Source organism: Paludicola sp. MB14-C6 (assembly GCF_030908625.1).
Classification (GTDB): Bacteria; Bacillota; Clostridia; order Oscillospirales; family Ruminococcaceae; genus Paludihabitans.
Map to the genome: position 1 here is coordinate 735,608 of NZ_CP133133.1, position 19,227 is coordinate 754,834.

Consider the following 19,227-nt stretch of genomic DNA (forward strand, 5'->3'; position numbering starts at 1 on the left):
TTTACTTTCTTTTTTCTATTTATTTTTCTTTTGTATCGTAACTTTAGGTTGATTATTTTCATCCTTAAATAACCCAAAATTCACTTCAAAATCTTGTCCATCGATAACAACATTTGTATAGCCTTCCGTTACAGTGATTGCAAGCTCTCTTCCATTTGTTATCTCATCGAACGCTAATTTAATGGCATTTGCTTTTACATCCACGTTTATACCATCAATGCTAAAAGAATCATTTCCTTTACTTTGTAAAGTTCCTTTAAACCTTGGAGTAGAATGATTCATCAAAACAGCCATGTCTGTTTCTTGACTTTTGAATTGATCCACAACATGAAGTTCACTATCTTGCGGCTCACCCTTTGAACGCAACATAGCAAATGCGTTCATATTATTTATTATTTCTTCTTCCTCTTCTTGTTTGGTGACAATTTTTTTTGTGCGTAAAATCGGTTCAGCATTGTTTTTTGCAATAATGCGTTCTGAACGAATTTGCTGTTCATCATCGCTTTTCGTTGTAATTACTTCATTATTGATTTGTTTGGTTAAAGGTTGCACATTAGGATTTTCTTGAATGGTATTATATAATGTAGAACCAATACTCCGAACAGGTGGTTTCAGAGCATCCCCTTCATTTTCTTCATGATTATTCGGTATTCCTTTTGCAATATGCTTAGCAGGCTTTAAGGAATGTGTTCCAAATAATTCAGCTCGTTCTTCCTCTTTTACAACATTGGTATCCTCAATTGGCGCTTTTGATAAGCGCAGTAAATTAAGAATTTCAAAAAGCAACAACAATAATAAAGGTACAGCAACGCAAGTTACCAATCCAATTGGAGATTGTACAAATAATATAAACCTACCGGTTGCAGGCATAATTGAAATTACTTTTCCATATATATCTTCACTTAATCTACGCTTGGAATCTTCCACTTTATTTCTATCGCCTTTTGTTATAAAAGTCATTCCAACATCCGTAGGCACACATTGCGTTATTCGATGAGTGTTTATCACTAATGCGCCGTTTTCATCAATACCCTCTTTAAAAGTAATCATATCTTGAGACTTTAATTTCTTCACATCGGTTTCTTGCACTAAAACCGCACTTTGAATTGGTATATTCGGCTCCATACTGTTTGAGCTGATGATAAATAAACGATAGCCAAAAATAGAAGGTGGGTTATTATTATTTTGACGAGTTAATATAACAGTTAATAATACTAATACCAATAGTAATCCTACAACAGACATAATTGTATAAAAGATTGCTTTGCTTAATTTTGCTTTTGGTTTTACCGCTTTTTTTGTTTCCATTTATCCTATACCCCTACCCTTAAATTGTTTTATCTATCTATATTTGCATTATATACATTCGATGGTGAATTGTCAACTTTTAACAGAGTTTTTCCTATAAAAAGTCGAAAAAATAGCATCCTTCGTAAATGAAGAATGCTTATCAACTAATCTATTTTAACAACATCAGTAAAAATCATATGATAACAAGGTGGAATTACTTTGTTAGTATGATATTTACCAAAAAACCATTTCTTAAAATAAACCGCTTTACTTACCTTTTCTAAAAAAGCATGCAAATGATTTACTTCATTATTATCCATATCAATGAATAATTTTACTTTGGTTGGTGCATCATGTGTTATAATATAGTCTACAGTATTATTTACTTTTTCCAAATTATCAATTGCGTGATTTAATTCTTGAACCGTAGGCAACTTATCGGTTTCTTTTGTGGAATCGATCTCTCGGTCAATTGAATCTCCACCACCGAAAGCAAATATTGTTTTATTATTGATTTGAAAAACTTCTCCACGCATCAGCATTCGTAAATTACCCGAAATCAAGCGTGTTTGTCCACCATTCCATTCTTCTATTGGGTAGCTACAAGTAAGGTCTAAATTATCATGATAACCATCTACAAACACAACGTTGTATTTACGTTTGCCAATCCATTTTAAAAATTTTGTCTCTTTTTTAGAACCATCCCATACAAAACCGAAATCTCCACATACTATGAGAGTATCGCCTTTTTTGATTTTTGATTTATTTATTTGTTTAAAGCGACTGCGATCGCCATGCATATCTCCTGTTACAAAAATCACTGTTGTTTTCCCCTATTCTAACTTTATGAAATTCTAAAAACATATTTCAATCTTTTGATAAATCTGTTATACTATATATAATACACTTAAGTTGAGGTTTCGTCTATATGGAAATATTAAAAAAAATAATTTCTTTATCAATAACTATGATTATTGTATTCACACTTTTTGCTTCATCTACTGTAGAAGCGGCTTATAAATTGCCTTTTGAAACAAACAGTAAAGCAATATATATGGTAAACACAGATACGAATACAGTAGTTTACGAAAAAAACAAAGATGAGAAAATTATACCGGCATCGCTTACTAAAATAATGACGACTATTATTGCACTTGAAACAGTTAAGGACTTAGAAGGTACGATTGTAACTGCACCTTCTTATATATATGATGAATTTTTTGGTCTGAATGTTTCTACTGCTGATATTCGTCAAAAGGAACAAGTTCGTATGATTGATTTGCTGTATGCAATGATATTACCATCCGCTAACGAAGCCGCTAGCATTGTTGCGGATTATATCGGTGATGGTAGTATTGCTCAATTTGTAGATATGATGAACAAAAAGGCAAAAGAAATCGGTGCTAAAAATACTGTTTTTAAAAATCCACACGGTCTCATGGCTCAAGGACAAGTTACAACTGCATATGATTTATATCTTATTACAAAATATGCGTTAAGCTTACCAATGTTTGAAAAAATATGTACTACTACTTCTTACCAAATGCCAGCAACAAATAAGCATAGTCAACCCTATAATATTAGTCATACGAACTATATGCTAAGTAAAGTTCGGGGTGGAAGTTATTATTATCCATATGCAAAGGGTATTAAAACCGGTACTCTTCCTGAAGTCGGAAAAAACCTGATTTCTATGGCTTCAAAAGATGGATACAATTATCTACTGATTTCGCTAGGCGCACCTGAAGTTGATTCCAGCGGAAAACCACTTGGCAAGAATGGCGCTTTTGAGGATGCACAAAACTTATACAAATGGGCATTAACATCTTTTAAGCATCAAACCATCATAAAAGAGGGCGAAGTCATTGAAGAGGCCAAAGTAAGGTTAAGCTCTGGACAAGACTATGTTTCTTTACTAGCTAAAAATGATGTGACTGCGTTACTTCCAAGTGATGTTGATGCTACAGCCATTCAAAAAATTCCAACCATATTAAAAGATGTTCGGGCTCCTGTTAAAAAAGGGGATGTGCTTGGCCGCTTAGATTTGAAATTAAACGATGAAATCATACAATCCGTTGATTTAGTCGCTTATCAAGATATTCATCGCAGCTTATGGAAATATAGTTTCGATCTTGTAAAACGCTTTTTAAATAATACTATCGTCAGAGTACTGTTAATCATTCTTTTACTTCTCGTTTTAATCTTCCTTGTTTTGAAAGCAAGGTATCGTAAACTGCAACGCTTACGTGCGGCAAGATCTCGTTATATAAGAAAAATGCAAAAATAAGAATAAGGGAGTTATCCAAAATGATTGGATAACTCCCTTTAGTTTGTTATTTGGCTAGTTACACTGATTTTGACTATTAAACAAATCATATTGTGCTCTACTAATTACAAGGTCAATAATTCCATTCTCTTCTCTATTCACTAAAAATCCAGCAGAAAGATGCGCTTTTATCGCTGCCTCTCTACTAATTTCAAAATTATTATGTACCGCTTTTGCATTGAAAACTTCAAACGCTTGTTCAAGCAACAATTTCAGCGCTTCATTTGCATAGCCCATACCTCGATATTTTGATTCAATAACAATACCCATCTCATAACAATCATCATTATTACTCTTATGAATATTAACGTCACCAATAAAAGCATTATCTTCATTTCGAACGATATAAGAATAGAAGCGATCTGGCACACCGCAAACAAACCAATTATACCAATCTTTCCACTGAGTTTTAGGAAAAGAAATACAGCCGCTGTCATTATTGTAGCCCAAAAATTCTAATTGATATCCTTTATTATAGCTCATAGTATCTGCATCACTTAAGATGTGTTCTCGATACCATAGTTCTTGAACTGTTGGTATATGTAAATGTAATCTCTCCATTTTTACTTTTACCTCATAACATAATCTACCGATACTTTTCAGATTGCAATTCAAACATCTGTGCATACTTTCCTTGTTGTTTTACAAGCTCATCGTGCATTCCCTCTTCAATGATTTCACCGTTTTCCAACATATAGATTCGGTCTGCCATTCTAGTAGTGGAAAGACGATGTGAAATGTAGATTACTGTTTTTTCTGAATCCAAATTTCGCATAGTATTGTTGAGGTTATATTCGGCAATTGGATCTAATGCGCTGGATGGTTCATCCAATATTACAATTGGTGCATCTTGATATAACGCACGGCTGATTGCAACTTTTTGAGTTTCACCACCGGATAAATTCACGCCCTCATCATCAAACTCTTTTGTAAGAGGAGTTTTAAACTGTAACGGAAGTTTTTCAAACTTTGACATAAATCCGCTCTCATTAAATTTTTGAGCTGCTTTTTCATAATCAATTTCTACTTCATCCATCGTTATGTTTTCAGCTAAGGATGCAGCAAAAATTTGATAATCTTGGAATACCGTTGCGAAAGAATTTCGATATTCAGTAACATTATAGTTTTGAATATTTTCATTACCATAGCTAATCACACCGCTTGTCGGATCATATAATCGCATTAACAACTTAACTAACGTGGTTTTTCCTGCTCCATTATATCCAACGAATGCTACTTTTTCACCTTTATGTATTGTTAAATTAATATTTTTCAATACAGGCTCCATAGATTCTTGATAGGAAAAGGTTACATTTTTAAGCTGTAACGTCTTTGCACATTTTGGCTCTTCCATAGCAAGCTCACCGGATTGAATCTTCATATCATAATCCAAGAATTTACTGATTTTTTCGATGTATAGGCTATGTTTTTGAAAATCAGGAAGCACTCTTGCAAACTTCATCAATATATCAACTAAATATCCGCAAGAATTATAAAGCCTTACCATTGTGCCAAAATGAAATACTTTTCTTACAATCGTTTGATATAGCAAGTAAATGAGATAAATCCCATCAAAGATAAAGAAATTAAAGAAATATTCAAGTATAAACCAATAAACGGATAGTTTCTTCGTTCTCTTACGGATAATTTTATCCATTCCTTGAATGGTTTCACCGAAGTCATCATATAATTTTTCTTTTACTTTGCTCAAACGGATTTCTTTTGCAAATTCATTTAAATACATGACACGATTTACATAATCACGTTTTCTCTGCAATGGTTTTAGTTCTGTTTCCATATTAAATTTTAACTTAACAGAACGTCCCCCAATAATTACAATACCAACAAAAGCAAATAACGCTAAAAGAAGACCAACTTTATCTGTTGACAAAAAGTATCCGCTTACAATAATAATACCAACGATACAACCAAGTAAATCTGATACAGAGCGCAATACCAACGGTACTCGTTCTGCAACATCGGTCATCGCCCATACAAAATCGTTATAGAACTCCGGATTATCATAACATTCCAAGTCGATTGTAGTTGCCTTTTGATAAAGCTCTAAGCGTAACCGTTTACTGATTTTTTCAGTAGCCTTTGGATGAATTTTGGCTACTAAGAAGTTGCTCCATATATTACAGCATATTAAAAAAAGTAAAACGCTACAAATAAACAGAGCTACAGGTAAAAACGGACGTTCCATTTCAATAGAATTGATAATAAAACCTATCATATAAATATGTTCAATAAAGACAACAATTCGATTTGACATACCTTGTGCAAGAATATCAAAAGTGTATAGTGGTGCTTCTTTCCACGCAATTTTTACTAAATACATATTATTTTTAAAAATATTTGTAAAGGATTGCTTTAGCTTCTTTGGACTTTTTTGCTTTTGATTAGGCTTCATCATACACCACCTCCTGCAAGTAACTTTCGGCTTGTTTAATAAACATATCTGCATAAACTTCGCCTTGACGCATCAAAGACTGGTGAGTGCCTTCTTCAATTACAGTACCATTTTCCAATAGATAAATATAATCTGCCATTGCCGCCGAAGATAGTCGATGAGAAATAATAATAGAAAGCTTCTTTTGATTTCCTTTTGACCGATCACAAAGTTTCATTATCGTTTCATACATTTCATATTCTGCAACCGGATCTAATGCGCTGGATGGCTCATCCAATATCATAATTGGGCTATCTTTTGCAAATGCTCTGGCAACAGCTACCTTTTGTGCTTGACCGCCTGACAAAACAGCACCCTCATCATCAAATTCACGTGTTAAAATTGTATCTGCTTTATTAGACAAGGATTCAATTTTATCATAAACTCCGCTTTCTTTTAAAGCTTCAACTGCTCTTTCACGCTGCTCTTCTGTTTCAATTTTAGACATAATAACATTTTCTAAAACAGTCATAGAAAAAATTTGATAGTCTTGGAATGTCGTTCCGATTAACTCTCTGTATGCTTGGATATCATATTCTTTAACATTTTTACCATTCAGCAATATTTCGCCTTGAGTTGGATCATATAATCGCATAATCAGTTTTACCAATGTTGTTTTACCAGCACCATTATGACCGACTAGTGCAATTTTTTGACCTGCTGTAACTTTGAAATTCACATGGCTTAATACATCAATCTCGCTACCATCATAACGGAAAGATACATCTTTAAATTCCAAAGTATGGACAATAGATTCAACCTTATCACCCGTTTGATTTTCACTTATTTTTTCTTTGTAATTCAAAAATGTTTTTAAATTTTCAATATACAAGCCGTCCTTATAACTTTTAACAATACCTTCTGTTAAGCGAATTAACATCCATGTTGTACTTACAATTGCACTGGCAAGAATAACAAAGTCACCAATCAAAATCGTTTTCGTTACCATCGCACTAAATGCTGCAAACAACCATAATCCTTCAAATACAATAGGAAAGCATATGCAACTTTTTACGCTTTCAATGGGAAACAGCTTTTTCCAATACTTTTCAACATTTTGAATGATTCCGTTATATGCTGTTTCGTAGGTGTTATGTAATACATTAAAAATATTAGTTAACCGCATTTCTTTTGAATACTTTTGCAAGTATACCGCACGATTGACATAATCTTGCCTTCTTTTATATGGTACATTATCCATTTCACGTTTATAATAATACTTATTTGCAATTTTACCGAAAACAAAATTTCCGATAACAGGCAGAAAAGTAAAAAAGCCTGCCCAAACGTTAACAGAAAACATTGTGTAAATTACAAAAACAGAAGAAAAAAACGATGCAAAAATAATTCCCATATTATCTAAGACTGATTGTGCACGAGTAAATACCTCTGTTGTAGCCTTAGTATAATTATCATAAAATTGCGGATTTTCATAACAAGACATATCGACCGATGTTGCTTTTTCAAATAGCATTTTATTCAAATGATAATATATTTTTTGGTCTGTTACTAATGAATAATACTCATTAAACCATGCTTGAAACAATAAAATTACAACTAATATTAGTTGGGTTACTACTATAAAAGTTACAATTTCTTGAAACGAGCGTTGAATTTCGGCCGCTCCAAATATGTATTTCATAAATACAACTGTAAAGAACGCCCAAGATGCAAACCCACAAAAGTCATTTAATAATTTTAATACCACTCGTGATGGACTGATTTTCCAAACCAGTTTCATCATATAAAAATTATTCATGAAACCTTTTACAGATTTGACCTTTTTCTCTTTTTTATCAGACATAATACCTCCTTAATTGGTAGGTTTTAGCGAATGATTATTAAATTGTATCATAACTTATAATCAAAAACAATATTTATGTATAAATTAAGTAAAAAAATGGATGCAACATTTGTTGCATCCATTTTTTACTTCAATATCTCGTTTGTTTGTAAAATCAGTTGGTTAACGTTTTCGGATATATCGCTCACTTCACCTATCGATAGAAAGATTGATGTTCCACTTTCATTTACATAATGTATGTTTTCAGACATACTTTTCACCATTGTAAGTAATGTATTTACCGTTTTGTTGATAATCTCAACTATGTGGTTAATATCTTCAATTGCAGTTTGCACTTGCTTATTACAAATTTCAGCACTGCTCACCGCTTTTTTAGAATTTGCAGCTAAATTACGTACCTCTTCTGCAACAACTGCGAAGCCTTTTCCAGCAACTCCAACACGTGCCGCTTCAATGGATGCATTTAATGAAAGAATATTTGTTTGATTCGCAATCTTTGAAACAGCATGTGTCATAGTATTATAACTCATCACGCTGGCATTGATATTTACAATTGCTTGATCAATTTGTTTGGTTAACTCGCTTAGCTTAATAATATCAGTTGATACAGTATTCATATCGTCGTTGTTTTTTTCATTCACAATATCAATTTGCTGAACTTCATCTATTACCGCTTGAACATTCGTAGTCAACATCTGGCTCATTTCTCGTAATTTTAAAGTAATACTCATTACTTCTTCATTCATTTGTGTAACATTTTGGTTATTTAATTCCGCAGCAATTCTTGCCTTTTGCATACAGTTTTCAGCAACATTGTGGCCCATTGCTACAGCTTTTGCCATGTCATAACAAGAACGATATCCACATGCGTGACAATCAATATGTCGTTCGTTTTCATTAAACTTACTCATTGATTGGAATACTTGTTCCATTTCGTTTTCAGTAAGCTCTTGGAGTTCAACGAAATCGGTTGGATATGTTCTTAAAAAATCTTGTATTGAAAGCTCTTTATCAAATTGCTTGTATTGCTGATCTTTTCCATGCCTTTGCTTGCTCGCTCTTAACTTCTGTACATCATGCTGCACATCATGCATAGTATGATACATAGAAAAAACGCTATGTGAGGTACCTACTGCTGGACCTGAACAGCAACCAAAATCACAATTTAAAATATCAAATACAACTGGTAGATTTTCTTCCGGTTCATTTTCGTATGCATCAATTGCATCATATACTTTTTGAGCTCCCTCTGAGTTAATTACGGATAGATGAGGCATTTGAGCTTGTAAGTTTTTCTTTAATCCACCCGGACGTGGATATAATGCGCCATCCATAGATAATTCATTGTCAAATAGCTCACTATCCTTACAAGAAAAATCAGATAGATTTACTTGCTTTGATTCTAGCATTTTTTGTAAATGATCAAATGTAACATTATAATCAATAATACCCGTTTGCAAAAATTCATCTTTTTTTGCAATGCAAGGAGTCAATGCAGCATAGTTACCATTGAAATTTAAGTATTTTTTCGTATAAATCGCCGCACATAAAATTGAGCTATGCACAGGAGAAAGATTTTCAAATAGCTTTGGTTTATATTTTAATATATAATTCGTAACAGCAGCACAAGGCTGCGAAATCAGATGGTTAATCTTTTTCTCTTTCACTAACTTAATATGTGCCCAAGTGCAAATATCTGCGCCAAAAGAACCATCAATTATTTTTTCAACACCAATACTTCTTAGCCATGCAACTACGTTTTTCCATTGGTCACCGAAAGAAACCTTAATTGCAGGTGCAACTAAAACAGTAAATGGCTTGCCTAATTCAACATCTTTTAAAAAGCGAAGTGTATCATCTTCATAATTTCTTGCACCATGACTACACGCCTTGATACATTCACCGCATTTAATACATTTTTCGTCATCGATTTCAATTATCAGTTTTCCTTGATTATTTATCTTAGCAATATTTGCAATATGAGTTGGGCAAACCCGAACACAGGAATTACAGCCAACACATTTCGTTGTATCAATAGAAATAATACTCATCTGTCATTCTCCTTATGTTGTAATTAGTAAGATTATATTATATATCGACTGCATATTGAAAAATTTCACTGTATTATAAAAAATTATCCTATTTTAATTAAAAATAGGATAATAATAGCTATATTTTGTTAATTGCATTTAGATATGCTTTTATACTTGCTTCAATAATATCGGTGCTCAAACCTCTTCCAGTAATCATACCATGTTTGGATCGAACCTTAACAACAACTTCTCCCAACGCATCCACGCCATCTGTGACAGATTGAATCGTATAGTTTTCCAAATGAATTTCTTTTTTAACAATCTTGTTAATGGCTCTAAAGCATGCATCAACCGGGCCATCGCCCACTGCAACCTTTTCTATTTCTTCTTCACCTACTAATAACTTTACATTCGCAGTTGAAGTAATTGTGTTACCTGAGTTAATGACAAAGCTAATATACTCATACGCTTTTTGCATTGTTGTTGCATTTTCACTAACCAATGCCTCAATATCTTTATCGGTAACATTCTTTTTCTTATCACATAATTTTTTAAAGCTCTCAAACGCTTTTTGTAAATCATGGTCTGAAAGTAAATAGCCCAAAGTCAACAAGCGCTCTTGAAATGCATGTTTGCCTGAATGTTTGCCTAACACCATTTTATTTTGTGGAATGCCGATTTGAGAAGATGACATAATCTCATAAGTATTGGCATTTCGCATAACCCCATGTTGATGAATGCCGCTTTCATGGGAAAATGCATTTGCCCCCACTATTGGCTTATTCGGTGGAATTGCTATACCTGTTATCGTTGAAAGCAATTTACTGGTTCGATAAATCTGTTTGGTATTGATATGAGTTTTCCCTTGAAAATATTCTGCTCGAGTATCAAGTCCCATTACAATCTCTTCTAAAGCAGCATTACCCGCACGCTCACCGATTCCATTCACTGTGCATTCCACTTGCGTTGCGCCTGCTTTAACGGAGGCTAACGTACAAGCAACCGCAAGCCCTAAATCATTATGACAATGAACAGAAATTGTAACAGCTTCATTGTGAATTGCTTGTTTGATTTCCGATACCAATTCGTACATCTCTTGCGGTGTTGCATAGCCTACTGTATCAGGTATGTTAATAACCGTTGCACCCGATTCAACCGCCGCTTGATAAACTGTCGTTAAAAAAGTCCTGTCGCTTCGAGAAGCATCTTCTGCTGAAAACTCAACATCATCACATAGCGTTTTAGCATAAGCTACCTGCTCTTTGACTGCTTGTAACACTTGTTCTCTTGTCATTTGCAGCTTATATTCTAAATGAATATCACTTGTTGCTATAAACAAATGTAGTCGAGGATGAGCTGCATCTTTTAATGCCTCAAATGAGCGGTCAATATCTTCCTTTACTAAGCGGCACAAACTAACTACCGTTGCTTTTTGAATGACTTTTGAAACTTCAGATACAGCTTCAAAATCCTTCTCAGAAGAGATCGCAAAACCGGCTTCTATGACATCGACTCCTAATGCTTCAAGTTGACGAGCCAGTTCCACTTTCTCTTTGACATTCATTGTGCAGCCGGGTGCTTGTTCTCCATCACGCAATGTGGTATCGAAAATTTTTATTATTCTCATTGCTGTCATTCCTTTTAAAGAAGTTTTCATTCCTAAACAACTCTATCCTTTCTCTTTGAGGAAGGTGGCAACCGCAGTTGACGCATAGAGTATATCAATTGACATTCACAAACAAAAATATTATTTGATAAAATCCTACTCAAACTCGTTTCCGTTTGCATCATAAATTGCTTTACGCATAACGGAAGTTTGAATATCTTCTAAATTATATTTACCAATCAATTCATCCGTCATCAACGTTGGATTGATATTTTTTTCAATTCCCGCACTTGCAATCAACTCAATATGAATTGCATAATCTAGTACTTCAATAGATTGAATTTCTAAGTCAGGTTTAATATCAATCATCTTGTTGCCTTTTTTTGTTTTCTTTACGACTTCAATTTTTTCTTCAGAAAACATATGGTCTAAGCAATCTTTTAAAACCTGTCCTGTTACTGTATCGCTCTTTAATGTAATTTCATAAAGCGCAGTTTTAATAACATCCGGCTTGTTTTTTTGTAGTTGCACTTTGGTTACTCTAATATCCGGTGGCAAAGCACGATTTAAGCAATCTTTTACTTCTTCAAATGGGACTTCAGTCACCAAGCGCAAATCCATTGATTCACTTTCGCTCTCATATCCTAAAGAAAGAGGTAATGCGAAGGTTAAGTAAATATGAGGGTTAAAGCCTTCTGTGTACCAAATCGGTAAACCCGCGCGCTTTAATGCCCTTTGCATACAACGAGTGATATCAAGGTGAGAAATATATTTTGCTCTTGACTTTTTATTATAGAACACACGAATGTTAATCATTTCGCTAATTGGAATTTGTTTAGTATTCAAAGCAAGCACCTCCAAGCAATTTGTTTGCTCCGCAAGCAGAACATTGCAAACGGCAGTTCTTGGTTGTAGTAGAGGCTACTGCTTTTTGATGCTCGTTTTGTAAGAATCGTTCGCTTACTCCATAATCCAAATGGCTCCAAGGAAGAACTTCTTCATAGCTGCGTTTACGATTTGCATAGAAAGCGGGATCAATGCCACATTCTTCAAAAGCTTTCATCCATTTGCCATAGTGGAAGCATTCATCCCAGCTATCAAAATAGCAACCGTCTTGATATGCCTTTAGCATTACTTTTCCTAAGCGTCTATCGCCTCTTGCAAAAACAGCTTCCAAAACGGATGTTTTAGAATCATGATATTTCACATTTATTTTCTTTGAAGTAACAGATTGAACCAAATGTTTTTGCTTCTCGTCAATCATTTCCAATGTATCTTGTGGCTCATATTGGAATGGTGTAAATGGCTTTGGTACAAAGGTAGAAACAGAAACAGTTACCTGTACACCTTTTCCCTTTGGACGGTTTTCCATTTCATAATATGCATTTACAACTTTTTGAGCTAATTCAATTATACCTTTAATGTCGTCTAATGTTTCAGTTGGCAAGCCCAACATAAAATATAGCTTTACAGAAGTATATCCACCAGCAAAAGCAATGGTACATGAATTTAAAACATCGCTTTCCAACACGTTTTTGTTAATTACATCACGAAGGCGCTGTGTTCCCGCTTCGGGTGCAAAGGTTAAACCGCTTTTACGCACAGATGCGATTTTCTCAAGTAATTCTTCAGAAAAATTATCCACACGCAGAGATGGGAGAGTTAAATTCACTTGGTTATCGTTTGTATAATCAATAAATTCTGTTAGCAGGCTTTCCAATTGAGAATAATCACTTGTACTTAATGAAGAAAGAGAAATTTCTTCATAGCCTGTGGTTTCACATAAGCTTTTACCGTTCTTTATTAATGTATCACTATTTTTTTCACGAAACGGACGATATAAAAATCCTGCTTGACAAAAACGACAACCACGAATACATCCTCGTAATACTTCTACGATTGCTCTATCATGTACTGTTCCGATAAAAGGTACAATAAATTTTTCAGGATAGTAAACGCTGTCAAAATCCTTAATAATGCGTTTTTGTACAGGAAGTGGTGCATTCTCTTTAGCGATAATTTCTTTTATTGTACCATCTTCATTGTAAGTTACATCATATAAGGACGGTACATAAACGCCCCCAATTTGAGATGCTTTTTGTAAAAAGGTCTCTTTCGTATCGTTAGCTTTTACGCTTGCTTTGTATAAATCCATCAGCTCATGCATTACTTCTTCACCTTCGCCAAGCATAAATAAATCGATAAAATCTACTAACGGCTCAGGGTTACAAGCACATGGACCACCTGCTACAACCAAGTTTTTCAAGCCTTTTCGCTCGCTGCAAAGTAGTGGAACATTGCCAAGCTTCAGCATATTTAAAATATTTGTAAAAGACAACTCATATTGCAATGTAAATCCGATAATATCAAATTCAGAAAGTGGTTCTAAGCTTTCTAAACCATATAACGGAATATTGTGTTTTTTCATTTGCTCTTCAAAATCTAGCCAAGGCGCAAATACACGCTCACACCAAACATCATCTCTATCGTTTAATAGAGAATATAATATTTTCATTCCTAAATGGGACATACCAACTTCATAAGTATCGGGAAAACAGAATGCAAAACGAATATCAACATCTTGCTTGTCTTTAATTACACTATTCAATTCACCGCCAATATAACGTGCCGGCTTTTGGACATTTAATAAAACTTGATCTAATTTATCTTTTAATGAATCTGCCATTTTAACTCCTTTAATTCGTTATTGAAATCTTTTATGTAGTAAAATTTTGCACTTATACATTATTAAAATTTATTATACCACAATTATTTAAAAATAGCGAGAAAAACCTCCTGAATTAGATTGCAATTCAGGAGGTCGATTTTTGGTTTAATTTTATAATTGCAGTTAACATCAAATAAACTGTCAACACAATTAAAGTAAAACTTTGGTGGGATGTAAAAAATGCATATACACTTCCGATTAGCATAGCAAAAATACAAGTCAAATCAACAAACATACATACTCGGTCTGTTGCTTTTATACTCATAAAGCGAAGCAACGTTATCTCTAATAGTTTACCTCCATCAAAGCTTTTTAAAGGTAGCAAATTAAATATTCCGATTACTAAGTTAATCGTTGCAAAAATACTAACAGGAGTAATCGTATTGACTGTGTGACAAAGTGCCGCAAAAATAATAAAGTTTGTTGTACTGCCTGCTAGCTGAACCAATACTTCTTTGGGATAGTTTAATGCAGCCGTTGGCTTTGTTAAACAAATTCCGGTTATCTGAAAAGAAATCTTTTGGGGTTTAAAGCCTACCAAAAAGAACATGAAAACGTGGCCGAGTTCATGAATCAAACAAACAAGTAATGCTGATGTCGCAATACCCGATCGATCTACTAATAAAAAGATCGTAACCAATGCTACAAATAAAAACTCAATTTGCACAATAACTCCAAACAGCTTAAATCGAAGCAACCTCGTCACCCTTTCTTTTTCAAATCAGTTATTGTGCTTTTCATTCTACTTACCTTTAAACAGCTTGGTATTATAAAGATATTCCGGATTGAAATATAATCCGTCTTTTTTTACTGCAAAATGGACGTGAGGCCCTGTTGATGCGCCTGTTGAACCTACTTTTGCTATCACTTCACCCTCTCTTATTTTCATGCCAACTTTTGCAATCAGTCTGCTGCAATGTCCATATGTAGTAGTAAAGTCATTACCATGATCGATAATGATGTAGTTACCTAAAGATTTATCTTCTTCCGCTTTTATCACAACTCCGTCAGTTGCAGCATAGATTGGTGATCCTTCTAAGGCAGCTATATCAAGTGCATTATGAAAATCTTGCTTTTTCGTTAACGGATTTGTTCTAACTTCAAATTTGGATGTCACCCTACCTTTTGCAATTGGATAAGTAATTCTACCTGTAAATATAACCGGTGCAAACGTTACATTTGACGGCATTACATTATCTATAATTTCAATAGATTCGCCACCCTGTCCATCTAATTTAGCTTGCACAGGGGAAACAGAATTCAAATATGTAAAAAGCGATCCGACCGCATCATATACTTTTTCTTGAAAGCTGAAATCGTGATGAAGAATATTCTTTAAATCATCTGTAAATTGGGTTGTTTGCGGCTTGAAAAATGTAAGGGATAATACATAGATAATTGCTAGAATGACAGCAACGATCCCTTGAAATGTAAGTACGCCTAATATACCATCGTCTTTTCTTTCTTTTTTCTCCTTTTGCTCATTTTCGTTAAAATCCTCAAAATAATCTACGTTCTCACTTCTTTGTCTTCGTTTGGCTCTAAGCTCTTCTATTTGCGATTGAATATCTTGTATATCATCCATAGCGTTATCTCCTCCTTCTATTTTATATATATGAAAAAGAGGGGAAAAATAGTATTAAAATTCAAACGGAATAAACAAAACGGGCGAACACACAGTTCGCCCTAAAAGGATAATTATATTTTATTTTACTGTTTCAGCAATTTTCTTCTTCCATTTAATCATAATTAATGTTTTAACAATAACGATAACAATAAAAGCAATTAAGCAGTTAATAAAAGCATATTGATATTCATTAAAGTAATCAAAATAAGTAATAATAAAGGTAACTAAACCAATATCGATTGGAATTAAAATGAGTATCTTTTTATATTGCTTTGTTTGGATTGCAATACAATAAAACGTTGCAATCAACACATAAGGAACTGCCCATACCATAATACCATGTCCAAACAAATCCAAAAAAGAAAAACTGCTATTGTGTTCTGGCAAGGCATAGCACAAACCAATTGCCAACCAAACGAAAACGTATAATACCCAAATAATTGTAGTTCTCAATTTGCTGTTCATATACTTCACCTCTATTTCATTATTCTATGTATTATATTATATCAATTTTACATTGTCAACCATCTTATTTTACTTTATATTTCCAAGCAGTTCATATATTCTGTAGTTTTGCATAAATATTAATACAATAACTGTGATAAAGGAATGGTGAATATATGAAAAAACTTATTTGCTTCCTGTTGATAACTTGTCTGTTTTGCGGCACCGTTGTATTTGCAAGTGAAGGTGAAGCAGTTAAAACAGCCCAAACGCCTCAAGAGGCTGTCGGAGGCGTAACAGTAACAGCAAAATCTGCTGTGTTAATGGATGGTATTACGGGAAAGATATTATATGAAAAGAATCCACATGATAAAATGGCACCGGCTTCTGTTACTAAAATTATGACAATGCTTTTAGTAATGGAAGCGATTGAAAATGGTTCTTTGAAAATGACAGACATGGTAACTGCGTCTGCAAATGCTGTATCTATGGGTGGTACGCAAATCTACTTAGAAGATGGCGAGCAGATGACAGTTCATGACCTCATGAAATCAACTGCTGTTGCATCTGCAAATGATGCAGCTATGGCTCTTGCTGAGCATGTTGGCGGAAGTGAAGAAGGTTTTGTAATGATGATGAACAACAAAGCTGCTGAACTTGGCATGAAAGATACCACTTTCATTAACCCAACAGGCCTAGACGCAAAAGGTCACGTTACCAGTGCATATGATATTGCTTTAATGTCAAAAGCGCTTCTTCAAAAAAAAGGCATAACTGATTTCACAAAAATCTGGATGGATAGCGTTCGAGATGGTAAGTTTACACTTGCTAATACCAATAAACTCGTTCGATTTTACAAAGGCTGTACCGGATTAAAAACAGGTACAACTGATGGCGCAGGTTCTTGTGTAAGTGCAACAGCTACTAGAGGTGATATGGATCTTATTTCTGTTGTTATGGGCTGCGCGAGCGGCAAAGAACGCTTTAATGATGCAAGAAGACTACTAGACTATGGTTTCTCTCATTTTGTTATGTATAAAACGGCTATATCCAAAAATGCGTTGAAACCGGTAAAGGTTATTGGGGGTGTAAAACCAACTGTTACAGTTGATACAGAAGTTTTAGACAAAATCATTATTCCTGCAGGAAAGGAGAAAAAGGTTGAAGAGAACGTTACCATTGTTCCCGATTTACAAGCTCCCGTTGTAAAAGGACAAAAATTAGGTGAAGTTGCTTTATGCATTGATGGTGAAACACTAGCAACCTTTCCAATCAAAGCACATGAAAGCATTGATAAAATGTCATTTGTAAATGCTTTTAAAATGCTGATGATGAAACTTTGGTGCATATGATTCCAAATGTAATCCGAGTTGATTTTGAATCATGAACAAACCATGAAACGTGTAAACCTTTTATGGAATTGCTAATATTTTTGTATGAAATCACTTGAATAAAGCGAAATAATATTGTAGAATAAGACTATAAAATAACACTAGGTCATAGGAGAAGAAAAATAATGACAATACGTTTAAACGACAATTACGTAACATCTTTTGTGACACCTTTAGAGTTAAAGGGGCTTCAACCTCATATAGGAACTGCTCATAATCTGCTTCATAATAAAACAGGTTTAGGCAATGACTTTTTGGGATGGGTAACCCTTCCTACTGATTACGACAAACAAGAATTTGCTCGCATTCAAAAAGCAGCAGAAAAAATTAAAGCTTCTTGTGATATTTTAATCGTAATTGGAATTGGTGGTTCTTACTTAGGCGCAAGAGCGGCAATAGAATTGTTGCAGTCCCCATTTTATAACAACAAGAAGAAAGATACACCTGACATTTATTTTGTTGGAAACAATACGAATCCAACCTATTTAAATGAAATACTATCTCTTTGCGATGGAAAAGATGTCTGTGTAAACATTATTTCAAAATCAGGTACAACAACAGAACCTGCAATCGCATTTAGAGTATTCCGTGAATTGTTAATCAATAAATACGGCGTAGATGGTGCAAAAGAGCGTATCTTTGCTACAACCGATAAGGCTCGTGGCACATTAAAAGAGCTAAGCGATAAAGAAGGCTATGAAACCTTTGTTATTGCAGACGATGTTGGCGGTAGATTCTCCGTTTTAACAGCTGTTGGATTATTACCAATCGCAGTAAGTGGTTGTGATATTCAAAAAATCATGGATGGTGCAAAACAAGCACAAGACAGCTTTATGGAAACCGATTTATCGAAAAATGATTGTTATCGTTATGCTGCTTATCGCAACATTTTTTACCGCAAAGGCAAAGCAATTGAACTTTTAGTTAGCTATGAACCTGCTTTCACTATGATGGCAGAATGGTATAAACAATTATTCGGAGAAAGCGAAGGAAAAGACAATAAAGGTATTTTCCCTGCAAGTGCAACTTTCTCAACAGATTTACATTCTCTTGGTCAATGGATTCAAGACGGTACAAGAAATATTTTTGAAACCGTTATGGATATTAAAAAGCCAAAACAAGATTTCTTCATTGAAGAAGATAAAGATAATTTTGATGGACTAAATTTCTTAGCTAATCAAAATATGTCAATTGTCAATCAAAATGCAATGAAAGGTACAATCCTAGCTCATACTGAGGGTGGTGTTCCTAACTTAGTATTAGAACTTGAAGAAATTAACGAATTCAACTTTGGATATTTAGTCTATTTCTTTGAAAAAGCTTGTGCGATTTCCGGTTACATTTTAGGTGTAAACCCATTTGATCAACCAGGTGTTGAAAGCTATAAAAAGAACATGTTTGCTTTATTAAACAAACCGGGATTTGAATCAGAACGTGAAAAGCTTTTAGGAAAGCTTTGATGCTAATTTGCAAACGGTAATCACTCACTTTTGTGAGTTATTATAGTACTATTTAATTAGTACAAA

Annotated in this window: 15 protein-coding genes; 3 read left to right on the forward strand and 12 right to left on the reverse strand. The window is 34.0% G+C overall.

The window, feature by feature from the left end; genetic code table 11:
- Positions 1–15 precede the first annotated feature (15 nt).
- Together RBG61_RS03495 and RBG61_RS03500 are read right to left on the reverse strand one after the other, a co-directional pair.
- Positions 16–1,308 carry a signal peptidase I gene (locus RBG61_RS03495; RefSeq protein ID WP_307945806.1) on the reverse strand — a complete coding sequence of 431 codons (1,293 nt, stop codon included), beginning with the start codon at positions 1,306–1,308 and terminating at the stop codon, positions 16–18.
- 146 nt (positions 1,309–1,454) lie between these two features.
- Positions 1,455–2,111 carry a metallophosphoesterase family protein gene (locus tag RBG61_RS03500; protein ID WP_307945808.1) on the reverse strand — a complete coding sequence of 219 codons (657 nt, stop codon included), beginning with the start codon at positions 2,109–2,111 and terminating at the stop codon, positions 1,455–1,457.
- A 107-nt stretch (positions 2,112–2,218) separates the two neighbouring features.
- Between RBG61_RS03500 and RBG61_RS03505 the strand changes: the two genes are divergently transcribed.
- On the forward strand, positions 2,219–3,577 hold the full coding sequence (locus RBG61_RS03505) for a D-alanyl-D-alanine carboxypeptidase family protein (protein WP_307945811.1): 1,359 nt from the start codon (positions 2,219–2,221) through the stop codon (positions 3,575–3,577).
- A gap of 54 nt (positions 3,578–3,631) precedes the next feature.
- Here RBG61_RS03505 and RBG61_RS03510 read toward each other — a convergent pair whose 3' ends face one another.
- From RBG61_RS03510 to RBG61_RS03555, 10 genes are all read right to left on the reverse strand, one after another.
- Positions 3,632–4,177 carry a GNAT family N-acetyltransferase gene (locus RBG61_RS03510; protein ID WP_307945813.1) on the reverse strand — a complete coding sequence of 182 codons (546 nt, stop codon included), beginning with the start codon at positions 4,175–4,177 and terminating at the stop codon, positions 3,632–3,634.
- Positions 4,178–4,202: 25 nt separating this feature from the next.
- Positions 4,203–6,032: an ABC transporter ATP-binding protein gene (locus RBG61_RS03515; protein ID WP_307945815.1), complete on the reverse strand. Its 1,830-nt coding sequence runs from the start codon at positions 6,030–6,032 to the stop codon at positions 4,203–4,205.
- A complete protein-coding gene (locus RBG61_RS03520; RefSeq protein WP_307945818.1) occupies positions 6,019–7,872 on the reverse strand; it encodes an ABC transporter ATP-binding protein in 1,854 nt (617 codons plus the stop codon). Before RBG61_RS03520 ends, RBG61_RS03515 begins: the two co-directional genes overlap by 14 nt.
- Before the next feature lie 125 nt (positions 7,873–7,997).
- Complete coding sequence (locus RBG61_RS03525) at positions 7,998–9,923, reverse strand: [Fe-Fe] hydrogenase large subunit C-terminal domain-containing protein (protein ID WP_307945820.1); 1,926 nt, start codon at positions 9,921–9,923, stop codon at positions 7,998–8,000.
- Between the two features lie 118 nt (positions 9,924–10,041).
- Positions 10,042–11,532: a 2-isopropylmalate synthase gene (locus RBG61_RS03530; RefSeq protein WP_373889736.1), complete on the reverse strand. Its 1,491-nt coding sequence runs from the start codon at positions 11,530–11,532 to the stop codon at positions 10,042–10,044.
- Positions 11,533–11,667: 135 nt separating this feature from the next.
- Positions 11,668–12,357, reverse strand: a complete 690-nt coding sequence (locus tag RBG61_RS03535; RefSeq protein ID WP_307945826.1) for a TIGR03936 family radical SAM-associated protein — start codon at positions 12,355–12,357, stop codon at positions 11,668–11,670.
- The gene (locus RBG61_RS03540; protein ID WP_307945829.1) at positions 12,347–14,197 is read right to left on the reverse strand and encodes a TIGR03960 family B12-binding radical SAM protein; all 1,851 of its coding nucleotides are present in this window, start codon (positions 14,195–14,197) and stop codon (positions 12,347–12,349) included. Before RBG61_RS03540 ends, RBG61_RS03535 begins: the two co-directional genes overlap by 11 nt.
- A gap of 127 nt (positions 14,198–14,324) precedes the next feature.
- Positions 14,325–14,936 carry a site-2 protease family protein gene (locus RBG61_RS03545; protein ID WP_307945831.1) on the reverse strand — a complete coding sequence of 204 codons (612 nt, stop codon included), beginning with the start codon at positions 14,934–14,936 and terminating at the stop codon, positions 14,325–14,327.
- A gap of 45 nt (positions 14,937–14,981) precedes the next feature.
- On the reverse strand, positions 14,982–15,824 hold the full coding sequence (locus RBG61_RS03550) for a M23 family metallopeptidase (protein WP_307945833.1): 843 nt from the start codon (positions 15,822–15,824) through the stop codon (positions 14,982–14,984).
- A 120-nt stretch (positions 15,825–15,944) separates the two neighbouring features.
- Entirely contained in the window at positions 15,945–16,331 is a 387-nt protein-coding gene (locus RBG61_RS03555; protein WP_307945836.1) for a hypothetical protein, read from the reverse strand.
- Positions 16,332–16,486: 155 nt separating this feature from the next.
- Here RBG61_RS03555 and RBG61_RS03560 point away from each other — a divergent pair, with 155 nt between their 5' ends.
- A complete protein-coding gene (locus tag RBG61_RS03560) occupies positions 16,487–17,662 on the forward strand; it encodes a D-alanyl-D-alanine carboxypeptidase family protein (protein WP_307945839.1) in 1,176 nt (391 codons plus the stop codon).
- A 164-nt stretch (positions 17,663–17,826) separates the two neighbouring features.
- Positions 17,827–19,161 carry a glucose-6-phosphate isomerase gene (locus tag RBG61_RS03565; protein WP_307945841.1) on the forward strand — a complete coding sequence of 445 codons (1,335 nt, stop codon included), beginning with the start codon at positions 17,827–17,829 and terminating at the stop codon, positions 19,159–19,161.
- Positions 19,162–19,227 lie beyond the last annotated feature (66 nt).